The sequence below is a fragment of the Nitrospira sp. genome (assembly GCA_016788885.1).
Lineage (GTDB): Bacteria > Nitrospirota > Nitrospiria > Nitrospirales > Nitrospiraceae > Nitrospira_A.
This window is the reverse complement of sequence record JAEURX010000074.1, coordinates 1-21,884: the sequence shown is the minus strand read 5'-3', so window position 1 is coordinate 21,884 and position 21,884 is coordinate 1. Positions and strand designations below refer to the sequence as shown.

Annotated in this window: 21 protein-coding genes; 4 read left to right on the top strand and 17 right to left on the bottom strand. The window is 56.8% G+C overall.

Going from position 1 to position 21,884, the window contains the following annotated elements:
- A partial coding sequence (locus JNL86_17780; GenBank protein ID MBL8044762.1) for a nitrate oxidoreductase subunit beta occupies positions 1 to 134 on the top strand: 134 nt, incomplete at its 5' end.
- A 475-nt stretch (positions 135 to 609) separates the two neighbouring features.
- Positions 610 to 816 (top strand): (2Fe-2S)-binding protein, encoded by a 207-nt coding sequence (locus tag JNL86_17775; protein MBL8044761.1) that lies wholly within the window; start codon positions 610 to 612, stop codon positions 814 to 816.
- Positions 817 to 836: 20 nt separating this feature from the next.
- On the opposite strand, the gene JNL86_17770 is transcribed toward JNL86_17775, so the two are convergent.
- The gene (locus JNL86_17770; protein ID MBL8044760.1) at positions 837 to 1,469 is read right to left on the bottom strand and encodes an NAD(P)H-dependent oxidoreductase; all 633 of its coding nucleotides are present in this window, start codon (positions 1,467 to 1,469) and stop codon (positions 837 to 839) included.
- Positions 1,470 to 1,608: 139 nt separating this feature from the next.
- Positions 1,609 to 1,794, bottom strand: a complete 186-nt coding sequence (locus JNL86_17765) for a hypothetical protein (protein MBL8044759.1) — start codon at positions 1,792 to 1,794, stop codon at positions 1,609 to 1,611.
- A gap of 226 nt (positions 1,795 to 2,020) precedes the next feature.
- Between JNL86_17765 and JNL86_17760 the strand changes: the two genes are divergently transcribed.
- On the top strand, positions 2,021 to 2,443 hold the full coding sequence (locus JNL86_17760) for a DUF192 domain-containing protein (GenBank protein MBL8044758.1): 423 nt from the start codon (positions 2,021 to 2,023) through the stop codon (positions 2,441 to 2,443).
- 17 nt (positions 2,444 to 2,460) lie between these two features.
- Here the strand turns inward: JNL86_17760 and JNL86_17755 are convergent, their stop codons facing one another.
- The 5 genes from JNL86_17755 to JNL86_17735 all read right to left on the bottom strand — a co-directional run bounded on the left by JNL86_17755 (position 2,461) and on the right by JNL86_17735 (position 10,490).
- Positions 2,461 to 3,975 (bottom strand): mechanosensitive ion channel family protein, encoded by a 1,515-nt coding sequence (locus tag JNL86_17755; GenBank protein ID MBL8044757.1) that lies wholly within the window; start codon positions 3,973 to 3,975, stop codon positions 2,461 to 2,463.
- A gap of 41 nt (positions 3,976 to 4,016) precedes the next feature.
- A complete protein-coding gene (locus JNL86_17750; GenBank protein MBL8044756.1) occupies positions 4,017 to 6,206 on the bottom strand; it encodes a bifunctional (p)ppGpp synthetase/guanosine-3',5'-bis(diphosphate) 3'-pyrophosphohydrolase in 2,190 nt (729 codons plus the stop codon).
- A 2-nt stretch (positions 6,207 to 6,208) separates the two neighbouring features.
- Positions 6,209 to 7,915, bottom strand: coding sequence for a single-stranded-DNA-specific exonuclease RecJ (gene recJ, locus JNL86_17745; protein ID MBL8044755.1), 1,707 nt, complete (start codon positions 7,913 to 7,915; stop codon positions 6,209 to 6,211).
- Between the two features lie 195 nt (positions 7,916 to 8,110).
- Positions 8,111 to 8,308 (bottom strand): ubiquitin-like protein Pup, encoded by a 198-nt coding sequence (locus JNL86_17740; protein MBL8044754.1) that lies wholly within the window; start codon positions 8,306 to 8,308, stop codon positions 8,111 to 8,113.
- A 127-nt stretch (positions 8,309 to 8,435) separates the two neighbouring features.
- Positions 8,436 to 10,490 (bottom strand): sodium-translocating pyrophosphatase, encoded by a 2,055-nt coding sequence (locus JNL86_17735; protein MBL8044753.1) that lies wholly within the window; start codon positions 10,488 to 10,490, stop codon positions 8,436 to 8,438.
- A 332-nt stretch (positions 10,491 to 10,822) separates the two neighbouring features.
- Here JNL86_17735 and JNL86_17730 point away from each other — a divergent pair, with 332 nt between their 5' ends.
- Positions 10,823 to 11,077, top strand: a complete 255-nt coding sequence (locus tag JNL86_17730; GenBank protein MBL8044752.1) for a hypothetical protein — start codon at positions 10,823 to 10,825, stop codon at positions 11,075 to 11,077.
- A gap of 84 nt (positions 11,078 to 11,161) precedes the next feature.
- On the opposite strand, the gene JNL86_17725 is transcribed toward JNL86_17730, so the two are convergent.
- The 10 genes from JNL86_17725 to JNL86_17680 all read right to left on the bottom strand — a co-directional run.
- Complete coding sequence (locus JNL86_17725) at positions 11,162 to 12,400, bottom strand: hypothetical protein (protein ID MBL8044751.1); 1,239 nt, start codon at positions 12,398 to 12,400, stop codon at positions 11,162 to 11,164.
- Between the two features lie 70 nt (positions 12,401 to 12,470).
- A complete protein-coding gene (locus JNL86_17720) occupies positions 12,471 to 13,781 on the bottom strand; it encodes a hypothetical protein (protein MBL8044750.1) in 1,311 nt (436 codons plus the stop codon).
- 24 nt (positions 13,782 to 13,805) lie between these two features.
- On the bottom strand, positions 13,806 to 14,273 hold the full coding sequence (locus tag JNL86_17715) for a PDZ domain-containing protein (protein ID MBL8044749.1): 468 nt from the start codon (positions 14,271 to 14,273) through the stop codon (positions 13,806 to 13,808).
- 72 nt (positions 14,274 to 14,345) lie between these two features.
- A complete protein-coding gene (locus JNL86_17710) occupies positions 14,346 to 15,179 on the bottom strand; it encodes a hypothetical protein (GenBank protein MBL8044748.1) in 834 nt (277 codons plus the stop codon).
- Positions 15,180 to 15,266: 87 nt separating this feature from the next.
- Positions 15,267 to 16,520 carry a hypothetical protein gene (locus JNL86_17705; GenBank protein ID MBL8044747.1) on the bottom strand — a complete coding sequence of 418 codons (1,254 nt, stop codon included), beginning with the start codon at positions 16,518 to 16,520 and terminating at the stop codon, positions 15,267 to 15,269.
- 46 nt (positions 16,521 to 16,566) lie between these two features.
- Positions 16,567 to 16,860 carry a twin-arginine translocase TatA/TatE family subunit gene (gene tatA, locus JNL86_17700; protein ID MBL8044746.1) on the bottom strand — a complete coding sequence of 98 codons (294 nt, stop codon included), beginning with the start codon at positions 16,858 to 16,860 and terminating at the stop codon, positions 16,567 to 16,569.
- Positions 16,861 to 16,884: 24 nt separating this feature from the next.
- Positions 16,885 to 17,697 (bottom strand): tetratricopeptide repeat protein, encoded by an 813-nt coding sequence (locus JNL86_17695; protein MBL8044745.1) that lies wholly within the window; start codon positions 17,695 to 17,697, stop codon positions 16,885 to 16,887.
- 33 nt (positions 17,698 to 17,730) lie between these two features.
- Positions 17,731 to 18,852 (bottom strand): hypothetical protein, encoded by a 1,122-nt coding sequence (locus tag JNL86_17690; protein ID MBL8044744.1) that lies wholly within the window; start codon positions 18,850 to 18,852, stop codon positions 17,731 to 17,733.
- 92 nt (positions 18,853 to 18,944) lie between these two features.
- A complete protein-coding gene (locus tag JNL86_17685; protein ID MBL8044743.1) occupies positions 18,945 to 20,726 on the bottom strand; it encodes a radical SAM protein in 1,782 nt (593 codons plus the stop codon).
- Positions 20,727 to 21,002: 276 nt separating this feature from the next.
- A partial coding sequence (locus tag JNL86_17680) for a hypothetical protein (GenBank protein MBL8044742.1) occupies positions 21,003 to 21,884 on the bottom strand: 882 nt, incomplete at its 5' end.

Here is a 21,884-nt window from a genome sequence, read left to right as displayed (position 1 = left end):
AAATTCACGGGAAGCGGTTCGACATGTACAACGATACCGTGTTGGGCTTCAACAAGTCGGGCAAGGAAGTGGCGCGGATCCAGGTCGAAGAGCCGATCTACATTCGGCCGGCCGAGCGCGTGAACTGGCTGTAAGACTCATACCACTGAGAGTGGGCAGCCGCTCTCAGTGGTGAGGGGCCACAGCACAACGGAGGCAGGAAGTTCGAAAGGGCTTCCTGCCTTCGTATTTACAGCAGGACAATGCTGAGAACCCTCTCTCCACCTCTCTTGCTTTCCGCTCCCTCGGCACGCCCTAGAGCCTTTCCTTAAAAGAAACCCCGGGTGCGCAGCGTACCACGTATCTGCAAAGACAGCCCTAATCTGATCCTCAGCACAATGGCTTAGAGACATACCGTTGATACGCCGAACAACATGGACCAACGAGTCGCGAGCCTTCCCATCCACTACTGCCTCTCTCCATTTAGGACAGACATCAATCACCCTAAATGTTGACAGATCTCAGGACCGTCGGTATACTGGCTATAGTTGAGAACGGTTATCAGTATCGTGAAAGTGACGCGCCGCGCACCCGTCGAGACACACCGACCGTCAGTGGGAGATACCACGCATGTATGTCTGCCTATGTAAAGGTTTAACGGAATCAGACGTGCGGGAAGCGGGTCGTCAGGGATGCCTGACCATTCGACAAATTATTGCAGAATTCGGACTCCGGGATAGCGGATGCTGTGGCCGATGCTCGAAAAACATCCATGAGCTCGTCACACTGGCGAAGAGTCAGCTGGAAAGTACCTGCCGAAAAGCCGTTTCATCTTAACTACGACGCGGCGACCAGCGTCATTGGCGGATCCCGCTCGTTTGACGCTGCTGAAGTTCGAATCCCGTGTTGATCGCTGCCGCAACCTCGGCAACCCTTCCCCCCAACTCTCTGGCAGCCGCCAACTCTTGCTCGTCGACCCCTGGACTAGTGCCTTCCGTCGTCGCAGAAGCCCCAAACGCGCCGCCCCCACTGACCACCACCATATAATTTCCCAGCATAGCCGCGAGAATCGACAACATGGTCAATTCTTTACCGCTGGAAATCTGCCCCCCGGTGACAAACGCCGCGCCAACCTTATTTTTGAGCTTAAACTCTGGAAAGACGCCGAACTTGAACTGCCAGTCGTCGATGAACTTTTTGACCTCAGCAGCCATGTTCGACCAATAGACAGGAGAGCCAAGCACGATCGCATCCGCAGCAAACAACTCTTCCGCCGTCACGTGTCCTACCCGCTTGATGATCACCTGCGTGCCGGGCACTGCTCGCGCACCTTGCGCAACAGCATCAGCCATCTGCTCCGTATAGCCGGACAGTGAGTGGTATGCGACCAGAACATGAATCGGTTCGCGACCATCAGCAGACCAACAGATGGCGGGGGTTGCCACAAGACTCACTGCACACAAAAGCAGCAGTCGCCACATCTGAAGCATATTCTACCCTCCTGCTGTTCCTACACATGAAATGGGAGAAGGGCAGAGCCAGACCGGCACCGCCAGGCTGAAAGCCAAGTCATTCGGCGGGAAGACACAGAAACGGGTTCACGGACAGGCGCACCGCGCACCCTTAATCCTACCGACGAACGATTTCCTCGTCCATATGCTCTTCGACGGAGACCTGCGTCAACGTCCCGCGATAGTCGCATTTGTGGCAGCGAATTCTAAACTCTTCGATCCACTTTTCCTGCACGTATGATTGCCGACACTTCGGACAAACAAACACGCCTCGCATGTAAACCACACGTCGCGTTTCCTTCATGAACAGCCTCCATTCCTCTATCAAACGATGTGCGAGGATGGCACAGGGGCCGACGGAATTGCAAGACGGCATCAACCGGACTACTCGTCGGCACAACAGCTTGACGTTCCGACGGAGAGATCGCTAGGATGCCGCCATGCAATTCGCGCATGCACGTCACGTCAAAACCACAGAGTCACGCGGCCGGCTGAGATGGACAGGATGGTGCGCTTGGAGCGCCACGCTGGTGGCTCTCACCTGCTCAGTTTGGGCAGCCGAGCCACCAACCGAAACACTCATTACGGTCAAGACCCCGACTGGCACGCTCATCCAGGCCGAACTGGCCGATACCGCGCTCAAACGCGCACAAGGGCTGATGTTTCGCGAACACATTGCCGACGACCACGGGATGCTGTTTATCTTTGGCGATGCCCAACCCTGGACCTTCTGGATGAAGAACACCAAGATCCCGCTTGATATCATCTGGATGGATGCAAAAAAAACCATCATCCACATTGAGCGGAATGTCCCCATCTGCACGAGGCAGGACGATGGCTGCCCTCAATACCATTCGGATGAAGGCGCACTGTATGTGCTTGAGCTTGGAGCGGGACGAGCAGCCGCCTTGCAACTACAGCGTGGCGTGAAACTGAGCTTCAAGCAGCCCTGACTCCTGCTGCGTCCACATCACTCCTTCACACGCGCCCCCCAGAAAAAGCTCTGAATACGTTCGACGAGTGAACGCGTGTGGGTGCCCACGGAAAGAGCCGCTGCGTCACGGGACAACTGCGCTTTCGCCACCGCCGTGTCGGCTTGCCGACGAGCCACCACCTCGCCGATCCGTTCGATCAAGGGCCTGTCCTCCTGAAGCACCTGCAACAACGCCTGCTTCCCTACGGCAATCACCGACAAGTCCGTTGCAGCCTGCACCGTGGCAGAACGCGGTTCGCCCGTCAGCAACGACATCTCACCGAAGAATTTTCCCGCCTCAAGCGTGGTCACCGTGGAACTCAATCCCCCCTGCTCCAACCGAACATCCGCCTTGCCGGCCACGATGATGTACAGCACCGCTCCGGGATCTCCCTGACGCACCACTCGCTCCCCTGGCAAATACCGCTCCCACCGTGCCCCGCCGGCCAGGACTTCGATTTGCTTCATATCGAGCGTCGCCAGGAAATCGACCGTCTGCAGGTACGCGCTGATCCGTTCGATTGTTGCGGCTTTGGCATCAGGCTCTGTATCGGCAATTCGGTGCACCACCCGCTGCGGAAAGGGAATCTCAATGCCCTTTCGAGAGAAGGCATGCCAGATATATGTCCGCATTGTACTTTCGATCATGTCCCGTTGAGCGAAATCTCCGATCGGAAACTTAATTCGGTACTGAATCGCCGACTCATTGAACGCCGCAACCAGTGCGGTTGCCTTGGGATCCGGCAAGACGCCCGACACCGCAGCCGCCACCTCCAGTAGTGTCGCGCAGACGTCTTCAGGCGGCGTTCGGTAAGCCGCATCGACGAACACATTGCAGAAATGCGTGGTAGTCGGACGGGTATAGTTGGTCACTCCGCTTTGAATCACCAAATCATTCGGTAATGAAACGACATCGTGCGCGCGAGAGAACAGCGTGACATGCTCCATGCCGATATGTGTGACGATGCCCTCTCGATCAAGCACGGATACCCAATCCCCCACCTTGACAATTTTTCCTAGTTCGATCCCCGAGAAAAACCGTGTCAGCGTATCCTTCAAAGCCACGCCGACCATCGCCGCCGCCACCGTCGGCAACGCAACTAAGGCCACGAGGTTGATCCCCATGACGAGCCAGAGAATCAACACCCCGGCCGCCACGACTTCGGCGCCGATCAGTAAATGACGGACGATATCGGGGATGTACCGCTGCCCTCGCTCGATCAGCCATTCGCCGATGATCAGGACATCAAGAATCGTGAAGAGGAAAAAAGACGCCCCGAGCCACGCCGTCACATCAAGGGCAGCCTGAACAAGATGAGGGACATCACTCGCCAGTTCGCTGCGGGCGATCAGCGTCGCAACGACAAAGACGATCGTCACACCGCCAGCATACAACGGCAACGGCGGTATCGACCGGCCACGTTTGGCGAACAGATAGGCGAACCCGATCAACACCGCCGCCACGACGGCCGCCGTGGCGACAAGGGTGCCGACCAAGACTCCAAGACTCATATGAATGTCACCTGAGGAAGGGGGACCTGCACTGAACACCCCTATGACGAGGCGCGCTCCTGCCAGGAACGCATGCGGCGCACGGTAATCACCCCGTCTACTTTTTCAATCGCCTTCAGCACTCGTGCGAGATGCGCGGTATCCAGCACCTCGACGATAAAATCCAACATGGCCTTTCGGTCTTCGCGGGTCGTGATCTCGGCACGACTGATATTCGCCTGGCACTCGGATATGGCCGTGGAGACATGAGCCAAGACCCCAGTCTTATCCATGGCAATCACCGATACCTTAACGGAATGGGTGCTCGGCGTGGATCGATCCCACTCAACCTCAACCAGACGATTCTTATCGTAGTCCAATGCCTCCAGATTGGGACAGTCGACCGTATGAATCGTCAGCCCACGCCCTCTGGTGATGTACCCTAAAATGCGGTCGCCAGGCACGGGATTGCAGCAGCGAGAGAGTTGCATAAGCAGATCACGCGCACCCTTGACCTGCACGCCCTTGTCGTCGGTCCGACCAGCGGCCGGCTTTTGCGGCGTCGGCATGTCGGGCACGACGGGCAGAGTGTCTGCCGGAGCAGGAGGGGCGATCTTACTCATGACCTGAGAGGTCGGCAAATGTCCGAATCCAACGGCAGCAGCCAGTTCCTCCGGCGTCTCGTAGCCCACTTTCTTCGCAACGACCAGAAGTTGTTCGGACCGCATCATCTGTGCAGGCGCCATCCCATGTCGACGAAATTCAGCCTCGAGGAGCCGTTTCCCGATCTCGATGCTGCGAGACTGTTCTTCCGCCTTGATCCAGTGCTTGATCTTGGTCTTCGCACGAGAAGTGCGGACGAACTTCAGCCAGTCCCGGTGTGGTGTTTGGTTGGCGGCGGTCAGAATTTCCACCATGTCGCCGCTTTCCATCATATGCTTAAGCGGCACGATCTTGCCATTGACCTTGGCCCCGACGCAGTGGTCTCCAATTTCAGTATGGACGGAATACGCAAAGTCTACGGGCGTTGACCCCTTGGGCAGTTCCTTGACCATGCCCTGCGGGGTGAATACGTAGACGACGTCGTGAAAAAGATCGAGCTTGACCGAATCCATAAACTGGCGATTGTCCGGCAAGTCTTGGTTCCACTCCACAAACTGCCGCAGCCAACTGAAAACCTTGCCGTCTTTTTCATCGATGCGCCCATGCTCTTTGTATTTCCAATGCGCGGCGATCCCCTGTTCGGAGACTCGATGCATCTCTTCCGTACGAATCTGAAACTCCACATGTTCGCCTTTGGGGCCTACCACCGTCGTATGTAACGACTGATACATGTTGGACTTCGGAATTGCGATGTAGTCTTTGAACCGACCAGGCAGCGGACGCCAAAGCGAATGGATGACGCCGAGCAGCGCATAGCAGTTCATCTTGGTATCGGTAATGATGCGCAAGGCGGCGAGATCGTAGACTTCCTCGAAGGAAATCGACTGCTTCTCCATCTTCTGGTAGATCCCGTAGAGATGCTTCGGTCGACCCGACACCTCTCCCTGCAATCCGGTTTCGGCCATCGCCTGCTTCACCATCTCGATGACTTCCAGAATGTACTGCTGTCGATCCTCATCCCGCTTCGCCACACGCACGCGCAACAACTCATACACATCCGGTTTGAGATGCTTCAAACACAGATCTTCCAGTTCGTTCTTGATCCACCCGATTCCCAAGCGATTCGCCAACGGAGCATAGATTTCCAACGTCTCCTGCGCGATCTGTTGCCGCTTCCCTTCGCTCAGATATTCCAAGGTCCGCATATTGTGCAGCCGGTCGGCCAGCTTGATGAGCACGACGCGAATGTCGTCCGCCATGGACAACACCATCTTGCGAAAATTCTCTGCCTGCTTTTCCTCATAGTTTCTGAACGTGATTTTTCCGATTTTGGTGACGCCGTCCACCAGATGCACGACGTCTTTGCCGAATCGTTGCTCCAGTTCGAGCGGCGTGGCGAGCGTATCTTCCAACGTGTCATGGAGCAGACCCGCCACAATGGCCGTGACATCCGTCTTTAAATGGGTCAAGAGGCCGGCGACTGCCAGGGGGTGCCGGAAGTAAGGTTCACCGGATTGGCGTGTCTGTCCCTCATGGGCCTTGGCTGAAAAATCGTACGCCCGGCGCACGAGATCCAAATCCGCCTCGACGTTGTAGCTCTTAACCCGCTCGATCAATTGACCAAGCTCTGTGACCGTCTCATGCGGCATGCTTATGACACCTCACCGCTCATACGAAGAGCCTTGATGCGCAATTGCACACGGTCGTAACCATTCCAATGATTGCGCTCCGGGCTGAAGGCTAAATCTACCGGGCGCCCGGCCCTGAGCCCAAGTCCTTCGAACGACCCCATGCGAAAGCCGATACTGTCGAAAATAAATGATCGCCCCTGTCGCACCCGCAGCTTCAGATGCTTCTCTCCGACCACACGTGCCTCGACAACATCGAGGCCACGAACCGCCAGGGTTGGCTCAGGATTCCCCGCGCCAAACGGATGCAACGCTTCCAGTTCCTGGATGAGATCAAGATTCACATCTGTGAGGTTGACCTCCGCATCAACATGCAACGTGGGTACACGCCTGGCTGTGGTCGCCCACCCGACCACCACCTCGGAAAACCGTTGACGGAACTCCGCTACACGCGATTCCTTGATGGTCAATCCCGCCGCACTCGGATGTCCGCCAAACGCGTCCAGCAGATCTCGGCACTCGGACAATCCCTGGTAGAGATCAAACCCGTCGATCGTTCTGGCAGACCCCTTCCCAATCCCCTTGTCATCCACCGCAATCACGATGCTCGGCCGATGAAACCGATCAACCAGTCTGGCAGCCACAATCCCCACGACACCCAGATGCCAGTCGCGCGAGCCCAGCACGATGGCCGCAGGCGGTTCGTCCTGCTTCAGATAGGTTCCCGCCTCCTCGGTAATCTCTTCTTCAATCTGCTGACGCTGTCGATTGAGTTGTTCTAACCGTTCAGCAATCTGCATCGCTTCCCGGTCGGACTCAGTCGTCAGCAGTTGCACGCAGAGCATCGCATGATCCAGGCGACCCGCAGCATTCAGCCGGGGCCCAAGACGAAAGCCGATCGTTTCGCTGGTACAAGCCTTCGTAATACCAGCGACCTGCTTCAAGGCACGAATTCCGCAGCGGGCACCGCGATTCAGTTGATGCAGTCCCGCCCGCACCAGAATACGATTTTCATCCTGAAGCGGGACGATATCGGCCACCGTCGCCAGGGCCACCAAATCGAGGCAGGAGTCCGGCTCGACTTCGCCGGATCCGTATCGTTGCTGATAGGCTGACACCACTTTGTATGCCAATCCTGCCGAGCAGAGCCCTTTGAAGGGATAGCCCGAATCTCGACGGTGCGGATTGAGAACGGCAAGCGCCGGCGGCATCGTGGCATCGGTTTGATGGTGATCCGTCACCACCACCTCCATACCAAGTTCCCGGGCCACTGCAATTTCATGATGGGACGTGGTCCCGCAATCAGAGGTCACCAGCAACGTCACGCCTTCCTGCGCCAACCGCCGGACGGCCCCCTCGTTCAGCCCATAGCCCTCGCGCACGCGATGGGGGATATAGGCGCAGGCGTTGCCCCCTAATCCCTGATAGAAAGACAGGTAGAGACTCGTTGCCGAGACGCCGTCCACATCGTAGTCGCCGTAAAAGCACACCCGCTCGTCTCGAGAGAGGGCCTGATGCAACCGCTCGACGGCCGCGTTCATGTCAGGAATCAAAAATGGATCATGGAGCCCATCCTGAGGACTCGACATCCAGCGCGTCGCGTCCTCCGCAGTAGTCACCCCGCGGGCTAGCAAGATCGAGGCGGTCACCGGAGAAATCGACAATCTCCGCGAGAGATCATTCTGAAGAACACTATCGGACGGCCGAAAGACCCAGAGTTTTTCCTGCATGGCCCCTCTGTCTGTTCGTGAAACATTCGGAAGTTACTGAGAAGTAAGGGGAATGGTATCGACTCACCCCCTCTTTGTCAAACGGAGCTCAGCGCAGACGAGGTGAAACTGGGTTGAGGGTTATCCGCCCTACCGTGTGGACGGATGAAACCTGGATGCTGGGGAGCGATTGAGGGGGAGTACCGAGGGAGGAGACTATTCCCCTCCCTTTTGCACATAATTTTTCACGAATTCTTCGGCATTTTTTTCGAGTACATCATCGATCTCGTCGACCAGTTTATCGATGTCCTCTTTCAGCTTCTTGCCGGACTCGACAACTTTTGGATTCGGCTTCACCTCCTCCTTGCTGTGCGATTCCTTTCTGGATTCCGGCCTCCTCTCCTGTTTTTCCATCGGAGCACCTCCAGTCAATCAGAAGCTGTACACGCGACCTACTCAAATCACCATACTCTAGGGTCGGCGAACGCGTCAAGCCAGGGAACGATCGATACGGATCATGCACGCAGTCTGACATTCCTCCCTACTTCACGATGAGCGAGACGATCAGCAACGCCACAATGTTGATGACTTTGATCATTGGGTTGATGGCCGGACCCGCCGTATCCTTATAGGGATCCCCTACAGTATCACCAGTCACCGCGGCCTTGTGAGTATCGGTCCCCTTCAAGCCCTGCTCCTCGATATATTTCTTGGCATTGTCCCACGCACCGCCTCCACTGGTCATCGAAATCGCGACGAACAACCCCGTCACAATGCTTCCGACCAGAACACCTCCCAGCGCTTGCGGACCGAGCAACAAGCCCACGAGAATCGGCGCCACCACAGGAATCAGCCCGGGGATCATCATCTTTTGAATGGCCGCCTGAGTCACAATATCCACGCAGGTGCCATATTCCGGCTTCCCCGTGCCTTCCATGATTCCCTTGATCGTCCGGAACTGCCGCCGTACCTCTTCCACCACCATGCCGGCGGCTTGTCCCACGGCTTTCATACAGAGCGCACCGAAGATGAAGGGCAGCATCCCACCGAGAAACAGTCCGACCAGCACAGAGGGGTTAGACAAGTCAAAGCTGCTGGCCTGGGTTCCTTTCGCAACCTCACGGGCGAATTCGGCAAACAACACTACCGCGGCAAGAGCGGCCGAGCCAATGGCATAGCCCTTCGTCACGGCCTTCGTCGTGTTGCCGACGGCATCCAGCGGGTCTGTAATGTCGCGGACTTCTTTCCCGAGATGTGCCATTTCGGCGATGCCGCCGGCATTGTCTGTGATCGGCCCGAATGCATCGATCGCCACCACGATTCCCGCCATGGACAACATCGACACCGCCGCAACCGCCACACCATACAACCCACCAGAGGCGGCACCACCACAGACCCAGTAGCTACCAAGAATGGCGGCGCCGATAATCACGACCGGCGCCGAGGTCGACTGCATCCCCACGGCCAATCCAGCGATAATATTTGTGGCATGACCCGTTTCACTCGCTTTCGCAATATCCTTTACCGGTGCATATTCTTTGGACGTGTAATAGTCCGTAATGAAGACCAACGCCAGCGTCACTGCGAGCCCTATCAACGCCGCCATGTAGTAGCTGGCGCCGCTCACCCCGCCAACCCCCTCCATGATCTTCGAGGTCATCGGGTAAAACGCCACTGCGGCGATGCCTCCCGCGACAAACAATCCCTTGTACAGAGCCGGCATGATCTCGCCCCCGGGACTCACTTTCACAAAGAGGATTCCGATGATCGTCGCAAAAATGGTCACGCCTCCCAACGCAAGGGGGTACAGAATCGGCGCATTGACGCCCTTGAACATCGTAAATGCCAACACCATTGCCGCCACGGTTGTGACCGCATAGGTTTCGAACAGATCAGCGGCCATGCCGGCGCAATCGCCGACATTGTCCCCCACATTGTCGGCGATCACCGCAGGATTCCGCGGGTCGTCCTCCGGAATGCCTGCCTCGACCTTTCCAACCAGATCCGCGCCGACATCGGCAGCCTTGGTGTAGATGCCGCCACCGACACGCGCAAACACCGAAATCAAACTGCCGCCGAATCCGAGGCTGAGTAACGCATGAATCGCCTTTTCCTGCCCGGCAAACTGCGAGGCGAGCGAATAAAATCCTGTGATGGCCAGCAACCCCAGTCCAATCAGCAACAGGCCGGTCACCGCTCCGCCACGAAACGCGACGGTGAGGGCGGCATTCATGCCCTCATGCGCCGCCTGCGCCGTCCGTACATTTGCCCGCACTGCAATGATCATCCCGACGTAGCCGGCGAGCGCTGACGCGCCGGCACCGATCAAGAATCCAACCGCCGTCAACATGCCGAATTTGTCCGAAACGGCCCCCGCGCCCCACAGCACGACAAACAACACGGCAGCCACCACGCCCACCGTCTTGTATTGACGGTTCATATAGGCGCCGGCACCCTCCTGAATCGCCCGAGAAATCTCCTGCATCTTCGCATTCCCGGCGTTCAGCTTGAATACCCACATGGCGAGATACAGGCCGTAGACAATACCGGTCACCGCCGCAACCAGAGCAAAGGTCACAATCGCTGAGTCACTCACAGTGTTCTCCTCCTGTTAACAGAATGGTGAAACTGAGAATCCAGCTGACGTGTTACGGTGAATACCCGTCGTGAACATGACGCCATCACGTACAACGGTCGATGAATGTTCCAGCTGCTTCGAGGACTGAACCGATCGCGGACCGATCGAGCGGCGAGAAGATCCGCCGCATCCCCGACAACAAACACAGCTGCAAACGAGCGGAAAGGTGGGGTCATTCTATAGGGAGGTCAAAAACGGATCAAGACGAAAGATGGCGAAAGAGGAAGCCCCGCGCGGTTTGCGCAAGGTTCTGGACTTTGTTATAGTGCGCGCGAGGTGAGGAGGCACTGATGGGGTTTGCGCCGGAATATATTCTCGTTGATCAGCAGAAGTTCAGCAAGGCGAAATTGTCGCTGGACAATCACGTGTACAAAAATTGCGAGATCGACGACTGTGATGTGTATTACAGCGGCGGACAATATGAGCTCATCGATACGCATATCACGAACTCGCGGCTCATCCTGAATCATCCTGCCAAGGGCATCTACAGCGCGATTCAGATTTTCAAGACAAAGTCACCCGGCTCCCGCATCGTCTCGGAATAAATCGAGACGCGAGGGGTATCCTTCCAGGCTACCCGGCTCACCCACGCAGGGATTCATCAGAACGGACCGCAGTAACGAACCAGGCTACCGAGCCACCGGCACGTTTTCGCCGAATTTGGCAATGGGAATCGGTTGGAAGGCAGGATCCTGCGCGCCCTTTGATGATTCTGCTTCAATCCGCTGCAGGAAGGTTGCCGGACCGGTCACCGGAGCATAGCTGAGCACAACTTCGACATCGAAGGTCTTGGTGTCTTTCGGTGTCGGAAAACTAAACGTCTCCATCCGCTTCTCCTCAGGCTTCAAGACCGTTTCCTCCAACACCTTCACAGCCTCAAAATCGAACACGGTCTTGTGGCCCTTGGCATCGGCATACGTCCGCCCGTAGACGCGTTTGTCGTTGAACACGGTCTTTAGGTTCTTGCCTTTGATGTCCAGATCCAGCACGACGCTGGCCCAACCGGGATGCGTGGTTGGAAGATTGTGCGGCACCAGACTCTGCACGGCGACCGTGACAGTGGTTTTCTCTCCGTCGACGTTGGTCGTCACCTCCAGCTTGGCGGCCTCCTGCCGAAGCTGGCCGATTCGCCCGGGGAAGGTATGATTGGCCACCTTGCGCTTGGCTTCGCCGTTCGCCGACTCACCGACCTGCTCCGGCATGTGGCAGGTCTGACATTCTTTTCCTGATTTGACGGCTTTGCTCTGATCCCAATTTCCCAAGAGATCGTTGCTCTTGCCGAGTTCCGCCGCGGCCGGCACGACCTGATGACAGTTCAAACAAAGATCCGATTTATGAAAGAGCGCCGATTCCATCGAGTGGTGCGCGAGATTCTGGGCCGCATCTTTGTAGGGCCCATACATCATCTTGGTGCCGAGTTCGTATTTGGGCTCCGGCGGCTGCTTCGTTCGATCGACGTGCTTGATCAGGTGACATTGTGCGCACGCCACGCCGTCGAGTGATGGCTCGCCGGACTGAGCTTGGGTCACAAAGAGCTGTGCATGGTCGGCAAACTCGCGCACGTGAGGCGCGTGGCAACGGAAACACAGCGCCTTGTCCTTGCCTGCCGGGGAGGCGAGGTACGCATCCAACGCGGCGCGGAAGGTCGGTGTATGGATCGATCGGGCAAGCGGCGAGGTCTCCCACTCTTCGAAGACCCGCTCATGACACCGCTTGCACTTGCTCGAACTGGGAAACGCCTTCTCAATCGTACTCTGAGCCTTGGCATCCTGAGCCAAGCCTTGTTGCACGCCATAGCTGGCGATCGCACACACACACAACAGCGCGCTGACGATGATCCCTCGCAACAGCCCTCGTCGATTCTTCACTCTCGGCATATCCTCCACGCATCGTGCGCTCCACGCTGCCCATCACCGGACCGGAAGGACAGGGGACTACTTACAAGGACTTGGTTCGGTACGTCAGCATCCGGGGCTGAATATATTCCTCGATGACCTGCTTGGCAGCCGCCCGTTCCTGGTCATTGGCAAGCGTAGCCAGGTACTTGGCCTTCAACTCCGCCTCCGGCTCTGGAATCAACGCATAATTGAGCACGACCTCGATCGTCGCAGGCTCTCCACCTCCGGCACGCACGGCGTACGAGAAGGGCACACGGCGTGTATTCCCGCCCTTGATGAACGGATCGGGAATCGGCCCGCGCAAAATCTTTTCGTAGGGCAACCCGAACCGCTTTGTCTCCTCTGCCAGCACATGGCCTTGCGCATCCTTCGTCGTGATCGTGAGGAAGAACTGTTTCAGAACCGGGTCCCCATCTGGAAAGCTGTGCGGTAGGCTGCCGACCTTCACCAGCACGGTGCCCTCGACCCCAGCAGCGGACTTCGTCGCATCGATGTCGATCCTCGGCATCCATTCAGCCTGCAAATTGCGGTTTTTCAGCAACGTGCCCGGGATGACGACACCTCTGAACCAATGCCGACCGATCGCGCGAGTCATGGCACCACGCCTGGAAGTCGAACTCCCCGTCGAAGGCTCCATATGACAGTCCTGGCAAATAGTGCCTTGCAGAATCTCTCCAGGCAAATCCTTCTGTGTCACATCCTTCACCTTATCGAAATGACAGGACGTGCAAAAGTTCGCCCCTCGGAACAACGGCACCTGCGTCGCCGGATGCACCAGATTTTCTTCCGGGTCCGCATAGGGGCCGTATAACATGTCGCCCGGCTGAACTTTGTAGGTCGGCGGCGACACCGGCGTGGTCTCTACGGCATTGATGAGGTGGCACGACGCGCACCCGATCCCCTCCACTTGCGGCTTGCCTGACAGAACCTGCGCGCTGATTTTCTCCACGTGCTGAGGGAAGACCGTCACCGCAGGCGCATGACAGGAGAGGCAGCGCTGCCGCTCCTCCAACGTGGGATTGGTCTGCATCCAGACCCCCAACACGGTCCGAAACACCGGCGATTCGAAGGACGTCCCATGTAGCAGCGCGGCATCGACCCGACCGAACGACTTGAGGTCGGGCGTCTGCTCGCGCATGCCCTTCCACTCTTCATAGTGACGATCATGGCACTGCTTACATTCCTCCGAGCGAATGAAGACCTTTTCGATTTCGGCCATCCAGTCAGCCTGGGTCTGGCCATCGGGCTTCTGGGCGATGGCCCGTTCGTGGAACGTGATCGTCAGTACGGCCAGGATCAGTAACATCCCGACCATTGCCAGCTTTTGAATCGCTCGTCCGTTGCTATTCACGACACGCTCATCACGAAATCTTGGTCAATCCCGCTTGCAGCCGACGAAATGGAAGTTGACGCCCCACCCCACCGGATCACCAGGATCCGCCGGCTCATAGGTCCCAACCGTGAAGTTACATTCTTTCATGGCCACCTTCACAGCCTTCCCGAAATCAATCAGGTTGCGCACTTCCTTCTTGTCGATTTCTTTGATCACCGAACGGACTTTGATCCCGGCATAGTCGGCACGGGAATTCCCGATCACTTCAAAGACCGCGACGCCTTCGGGACGCTGGAGCTTCAATTCCCGCTGAACTTCTTCATCAACCTCGCCGACTGCGATCCCGAATTCCTCACCGAGCTGGATCGCTTCCTCCACCGTCATCTCTCCCGCACCGACCCATGGGGGCAGCAGTAGCGCAAGGGCAAGGACGCCACACAGACAAAGAGCCCTTTCGAACGAAAGGGCTCCCGCCATGATCACGCGATGGTCCTGAAACAGGTTTGCCAAGAGTCTTGCCTCATTTTCACGCTCAGATCGAAAAAACCGGCACGTCGGCCCCCATCGCACCCGAATAGCACACTATGTTTTCGTGACGGGATCCAACGCAAGTTGAAACCAGGGGGCGACAGCCTTTTGCCCGTTACGTTCCTTGTTCTCCCCATTCCACACGGCAAACGAAATCGCCTGGATGCGTCCGGGAATCAATTTGGCTTCGTTCTCCTGCTCTTCGCTCGACAGCGGGCGGCGCATCACAACTCGCCACGTCCCGTCTTTCCAAGTTGCCTTCCCTTGCACGCGCCCCTGTTTTTCCTTGGTCGTGAGGGTGCTGAATCCGCCGCCGATCAAATCTTCCACCGACGACGCGCGGCGAGGAATCACCTCAAATCGTCTCGGCTCACTGCCGGCGGACTTCTCCTTTTCGGTCGTCCTGGCCGCGCGGCGATCAATGTCGCTTTGCCAATCCGCTTTCCAGTGCCAGATATTAATGTAGTGATCCAACTGCCCCATGCAGAAAAATGCCGGCGCATCACCGAGCGGTAGCCCCAGGGCCACGCCATCTCGGAATGTCCCCGGTGTCAGACGGTCGTTCTTGGTGTTGTCTTGCCACTCAAGAAGAAAGGCGATATCCGTACCGTTGTGCACCGCACGTACAGTCAACGCGTGGGCGGTGGGTTCCGGCCAGACCGGTCTGGTAATGATCTGCCCGCTCAATGGCAATGTCATTGGAGCAATTTGTTTCCAGAGCGCATCTTCAGGCGTGGCCGGAATATCCCCGGACAGGGCCTGCGCACGGATAATCATGCCTTCCGAACTGACAATGGGAATACCGAAGCCGCCCAGAATGAGGGCGAGAACGAACAGAAGAGAAAGGAACGTCAGTAAACTGGTGCGGGATGTCTGGACCGATGTCATTCGCCTCATGTCCCGGCGCGATACCCTATCCCCCAACGCTCCCACATCTACTCACCAGACGGGAGCACTGGCCTACTCGCCCAAGTGCTAGTACAACTTGGCGCGACGAATCTTATTTTCACCCCGCTCACAGATATACAGATACCCTTGGGAGTCCAGCGTCAATCCCACCGGTAAATTCACCACCGCATCCACGGCGAGAAGACCATCCCCGTGTTTGAGGGCACCGGTCGCATCTTTCGCAACAAACCGTGCGGCTCCGCACCCGCCCATATTCTTATCATCGTACCCGCTATCGCCGTTGCCGGCCACCGTGCTGATGAGGCCTGTTTCGGCATCCACCCTCCGAACACGATGGTTGCCCGTATCCGAGATATAGGCGTGGTTGTGCTGATCGAAGACAATAGCTTCCGGCGCATGCAGCATGGACTTCGCCGCGGGCTTCCCGTCACCATCGTAGCCATAGCGGCAGACACCGGCCAAGGTTGAAATCAGACCGGTTTGATGGTCAATTTTGCGGACGCGATTACTGCCTTTATCAACCACGTAGATATCGCCCGCCTTGTCCACTGCGATCCCGACGATATCGTACAGGCGTGCCTCCAAGGCAGGCTTCCCGTCATCCAGGTACATGGATAAATCGAGCCCGTCCGAACACACAGGCATCAACCAGCCGTTATCATCGCTAAAATCGATGCCGATTGCGTCGCCGGATAACACGACCAGATTGCGCGCGACGAGCGGCTGTTCTCGGGCTTCATCCTCCGCAGACCAGGATCCTGCGATGGTTTCCACAAGCCCCGTGCGTGGATCGTAGCGACGAATCCGATGCGCCTGGGTGTCGGCGATATACATGACATCATTGGCATCGAAGGCGATCGCGGCGGGCCAGGTCAGGTTGACCTCCAGCGCCGGACCGTCACCGTTGAAGCCGTGCTCGCCGGTCCCCACCACGGTGGTGATGATCCCGCTGTCACGATCGATCTTGCGAATGCGGTTGCTGCCGGAATCGCAAATATACAAATCGTTACGAGAATCGCAGGCAACATCCAAGGGCAGATATAAACCGGCTTCTCCGCAAGGGCCTTCGTCTCCGCTGTAGCAGGTCTCGCCGATACCCGCGAAGTTATGAACAGTCCCTTCTGCCAGGCTGACGCGGCGAACGCGATCAGATCCCGACTCGGCGAAGTACAGCCACTGTTCCTCCCGATCCAGAGCGACGTGGTGCGGGAGGGGAATGCCGGCCTTCACGGCGCGTTTGCCGTCCCCCGTACTCCTAGCCTTTCCGTTGCCGGCAAAGGTTTCGATATATCCGGGAGCTAACTGAACATCTGTTTCCATAACGATCTGCGTCCGTTCTATGCTGAGCCCGTTGCACCGAGTGATTCTATGCGCGCGCAGCCGGAGGAGTTGCGGCGACCGGTTGCTCCACAACTGGAGTCGCCATGGGCGCGGGCGGCGGAGCCGCAATGGCCTGCGCTTGAACCGGCTCAGCTTGCTGCGCCTGGGCTTGGGCTTGCGCTTCGGCTTCGATCGCGTCCGCCTCGTGGACGGACTTTTTGAATCCCTTGATCGCCTTGCCGATTCCCTCACCAAGCTGCGGCAACTTCCCTGCTCCGAAAATAATCAACACAATGAACAGGATCAGGATCAACTCTGTAAAACCTAGGCTGCCAAACATGGTGTGTCTCCTTTGCTCACATGTTCAGGATGCGGCTCCCTCTTTGGCCTTCTTTGCAAATCGTTCTTTTAGACGCTGACGAGCCTGTTCGGCCTGCTCAAACATCTTACACTTATCGTACACGCTGATCAGATTGTAGTAGGCGAGCGGTTCATCCGGGCTATGCTCGACCGCACTCTCCATCACCTTGATCGCCAGGTCCGTCTTGCGATGATTGAGCGCAATTTCCATCAGCTTGAAGCTCGCTTCCAGGTGCTTCGGATCCAGCTCAAGCACACGCATGTAACACTGGATAGCCATGTCAATCGTGTTGTAGTCGGACACTTGGGGGTTGTCGAGTTCTACGTAGACCCCGGCGAGATTGTACCACGCCATCGGATCATCCGGGGTGATCTCCACCAGCCGCTCATAGTAGTTCTTCGACTCCATGTACTTCCGCCTGTCCGCCTGCACGCGGCCCAGGTTAAACAAGGCAAGGACGTCATAGGCATGCACCTCCAGCGCACGCTTGAACTCCGCCTCGGCTTCATCGATCATCCCCTTGGTGGCATAGATGGTACCAAGATTGGAGTAGTACATCGCCAGCGACCGGTTCATCTCCGTTCGCAGACCTTCGGCCATCTCGATCGACTTCTTCACTTCGGTCAGCGCATCGTCAAGCCGGCCCTTACTGAAATACAATTCACCCAGCCGGCATCGAGCCTGGAAATCATCCGGCTCCGTGCCGAGCAACTTTTCAATTTCTGCAATTTCCTCATCAGGGCTCAGGGGTTGATCGCCAGGATCCACCGCCGCACTACCCTGCTCTGCTCCGCTAGTTTGTGTCTGTTCGTCCATAACAACGCATCCTAATCTGGGTGAGTCACACAGTTAAATTTGCCCGCCAACGAGGGACTCCTGCGTACCGACCAGCGGCGGCCTGCTCACCGTCGCCTGCTCCGTCACCGTGCTCTTGGGACGGTCGAGCGTCAATAACATTACCCCGAGAATCACCATCAAGGTCAAACTGGAAAACAGCAGCGCGTAACCGGCAATAAACATCAGAGCTAGACCATAGCCTGCCACGCGTCCCATTGTCACGAGCCTGATGACCGTATACGACCAGCACAACAACCCGGCGACATAAAAGGCAAAGGGAAGATAGAAGGTATAGCCCATGCCCATTTGAAAGATCCAGCTGATCCCTTCGCCCGCCTTCCGGATGGAATGAGCCAGGGTCGGATTGTAGAGGCCTAGAAAGTAATCCATGAAGAGGAGGCCGAAAAATACCACTGCGGAGACCGTTCCGAACCAGATAGCACGGCGCCGCTGCTGTTTATTCCTCGTGCGGAAGGACACCCCTCTCCCATAAGCCCAGAAGACCAGGATGCTGGCAAGGACCATCAGCGCCTCGCCGAGGCGATTGGCCTCATATACCAAGGGCGGGGCCGCGAGTACGCCCATCCAGCCATAGGTGGTCGAAAAGATTTGATAGTAGAGCCATCCCGAAATGCCGAAATAGTAGACCAGGCCCATGATGCGCTTGGGCCACTCCGACTGCTGCGAGAGATACTCCAGCATCAGCGCCGTGAGCGCAATGATCGTCACGACATTGTAGGCAATCGAGCCGAGCATAGCCGGTTGTACAACAAGAAAGGCACCCGTCAAAATCAGCAGGAGCGCCACACTTGGCACGGTCACAAGATTGAAGCCGGTAATCCCCCTCGCGCGAATTCTATTAACGAGCAAGACCACCAGCGCAAGAAACACAAAGATGGCGACCACATTCAAGAGCGCGAACCCGATCGAGGTCAGCCACGTGAATAGCGTACCGATCCACTCATGCTGAGCGGCGATCTTGCTGATATGCATGCCCAATCGGGAGACCAGCCGGTACAGCACGAGTTCGAAAAACCCGACGAACAACACCAGTTTGATCGTGTATTCGAACAGCAACCCCTGGTCTTCAACTCGTCCGGTCGACCGCTCGACGCCAGCAGCGATAGCAGACATCCCCAGCCCCCTGTGCGACACGTTGTAAACGCCCTCTGATCACACCGCCACGCTGCGGGCACTCGCCGCATGCTTGGATCATTGCGCAGCAGCTAGGAACCGGTTGGTTGCGGAACCTGCACCGCCTGCGACTTTTCCCTGGCGATATACAGTAACCCGTCGGCCATGGAATAGTTAAACGGCAATTCGCAGACGACTTCGCTGATTTTTTCGTAGACCTGTTGATAGAGTTGTTCGGCCTGAGCCGGAGTCATGCCTTCCTGCACTTCATAGAAGAAGCCCAGACTCAAATCCTCGGTCGCCGGCCGCATGATCCGCCGGATACCATAGCTACTGGGATCACTCATGATCGGGGCTTCCTTTTCCAAGTCGAAGAGGCAGGGCTGACAGGAGAAGCCATACGATTCATGCAGCTTCGTATTCTGCACGACGAAGTTCATGGTCTCGAGGGCTTCTTCTTCCTTCTCCGTGGGGAACCCGACGATCACGTAACAATGCACGGCAATCCCGAGATCCACACAGTCATCGACAATACGGCGCACCCATTCCTGCTTGATGCCCTTCTTCATGAAGTCCATGACCCGCTGATTGAACGATTCGAGGCCAAAGACAATTTTCAAACAACCGGCATCGCGCATCTGCGTCAGCAATTCACGGCTCAGGTTTTTCTCAAATCGCAGCTCGCAGGTCCACTTCACATTGATCTGGCGATCGATCATCTGCTGGCAGAGCCGTTTCGTGGGCGAAAGGGCAAAACATTCGTCGGTGAAGAAAAACGATTGCGCGCCATATCGTTCTTTTAACCAGACCAGATCGTCCACCGTCTTTCCGGGATCACGTTGACGGAAATTTTGATGGTCGAGCGTTAACGCGCAGAACGCACAGTCCTTGTAGTAACAGCCGCGCGAAAACTGCACAGGCAGAACCGGCTCGGGAGACAGATAGAGATCGAGGGGGAAGCCGTCATAGTTTGGTGCGGTGAGCTGATTGATATTTTCGGAATAGAACGGCTGATTGACCGTGATTTTCCCGTTCTGGCGATAAATTAAATTGGGTACTTTACTGAAGTCTCGCTTTCCGTCCATCTGATTCACGAGCTCAAGCAATGCCGTTTCACCCTCAAACACCACAAAGTCATCCACCAGGTCGAAGAGCCAGGGACAGCGCCGAAGGTTATCCACCAGGCGTGTAAAAATGCTTCCCCCGACGGTCACATGCAGTTCCGGCGCATGCTCTTTAATCAACCGACAGAGCGTGAGACCCGGAATAATTTGCGACGTGGCCGTAATCGACACCCCGACCAAATCCGGACGATCGGTCAGCAACGACGGGAGGACGTGCTGGCTGAACAGGCCGATATAGGGATTCTGCTGTTCATCCCGGATCACCTTCATCAAGTCTTTGGATGAGTAGATCGAATAGTCGCCGAACTGATTGTCCACGACCGTCATTCTCGTCGGAAAATAGAGCGAAGAGAGCACCTCGAGCCATTTATCGATGAGAAACAGGCTATTGCGGTAGGCCTCGATGTCGTAAAACCCTTCCCCGCGAAGCGTGTCTTTCGCCAACTCGATGCGCTCGAACAAATACGGAAAACGATCGAGAGATTCGATGACGCGAGCCAATTGCTCTGCGCTCCCAGGTCCGGTCTCGCCGGTACGCTCTCGCTCAAGGCTCCGTTGTTTCTCCACCAGCTGCGGATAGAGATTATGGGCAAAGCCTTGCGTGAGAATCTTATCCAATAACTCAATGCCGAGATCACGTTGCGAGACGTTCTTGATTCCGGCCTGGGTGAGGAAACCTGTGAGTGAGGGGAGGCTCAGGTAGGGTTGCGAAGGATGCCACGTCGGAGGAAACAGTAGTGAAACCTTCATAAAATTATCTTTATATTAAGCAGGAAAATCAGTGTTTTCAGACGAGTCGTATAGTATCGGTTTATACACTCCGCCCTGGTCCGAAAGCAACCCTCCGCCCAGACAGGAGGAGAAATTTCACACCTGTATGACGCACCATTTGCTGCCTCATGAAACAGACGAAGGCCCCGAGCCACCTTGCCGTTATGGCAGGAACTCGGGGCCTTCTTCTGACGAATCCCACACACACGTCCTACCCTATCTCAGGGCAGGATTGGCCTCTTCAGGCCAAGTCGCTCACGGCAGCTTCAGCGTGAACCAGGTGGAGAGGGACTTCATGCCGTTCCGTTCAATGTTGGAACCGTCCCACACCGCGAACGCGATGGGCACAGAGGCTCCCGCCTTGAACTGGGTATCGTTAGCATCGCTGGTCTCCAACGAACGCTTCACGACAACGCGCCAGGTCGGACCGGTGTATCCACCGCCCTTGAGGGAACCGGACGGCTCCCACACGCCATTGCCGATCACATCCTGATGGGACTGCGTGGTCAACGTGCTGAACCCGTTGGCATTCAGATCCTCGACGGAGCTGACGCGCAGGGTCGGGTCAGACATGATGTTGCCGGACCAAATACCGGAGTTGAATGGGCCAAGGCTCCGGCCGATACGATCCGGATAGGTGACTCCACCCGCCGGCTCTTCGAAATAGTAGTCCCAGAAAATTCCAGGATACTGGTCATCGACGTCCCAGATTCCGGCGCTATCCTTGCCGAGATCCTTCTGCCACTCCGCGTTCCAACGCCAGATGTTGACCGTTCCACCGGACTGCCCCATGCACTGGAACGGTGGCGCGCCCGCCGTGTTGACCGGGAACATAATGGCGACCTGGTCGCGGAAATCCTGCGGACCAATCGCCGTGTCGTTCTTGGTCTGGTCGCTCCAGTCAAGGCGCAACCCCAGATCCTTCCCATTCGTGACCGCCTTCACAAACACCGACTTCACCGAGATATTCGGATGCATCGGGGTCGTGATGGTCTGGCCGCTCAACGGGATGATGACACCTGGCACTCCTTCCCAGATGGGGTTTGCACCATCCATCGGGATTACTCCCTTGATCGCCTTCACGGGAATGGTCACCGGTTGGCTGACCGCGAGAGGCACCTGCCCAATCGTCAACAT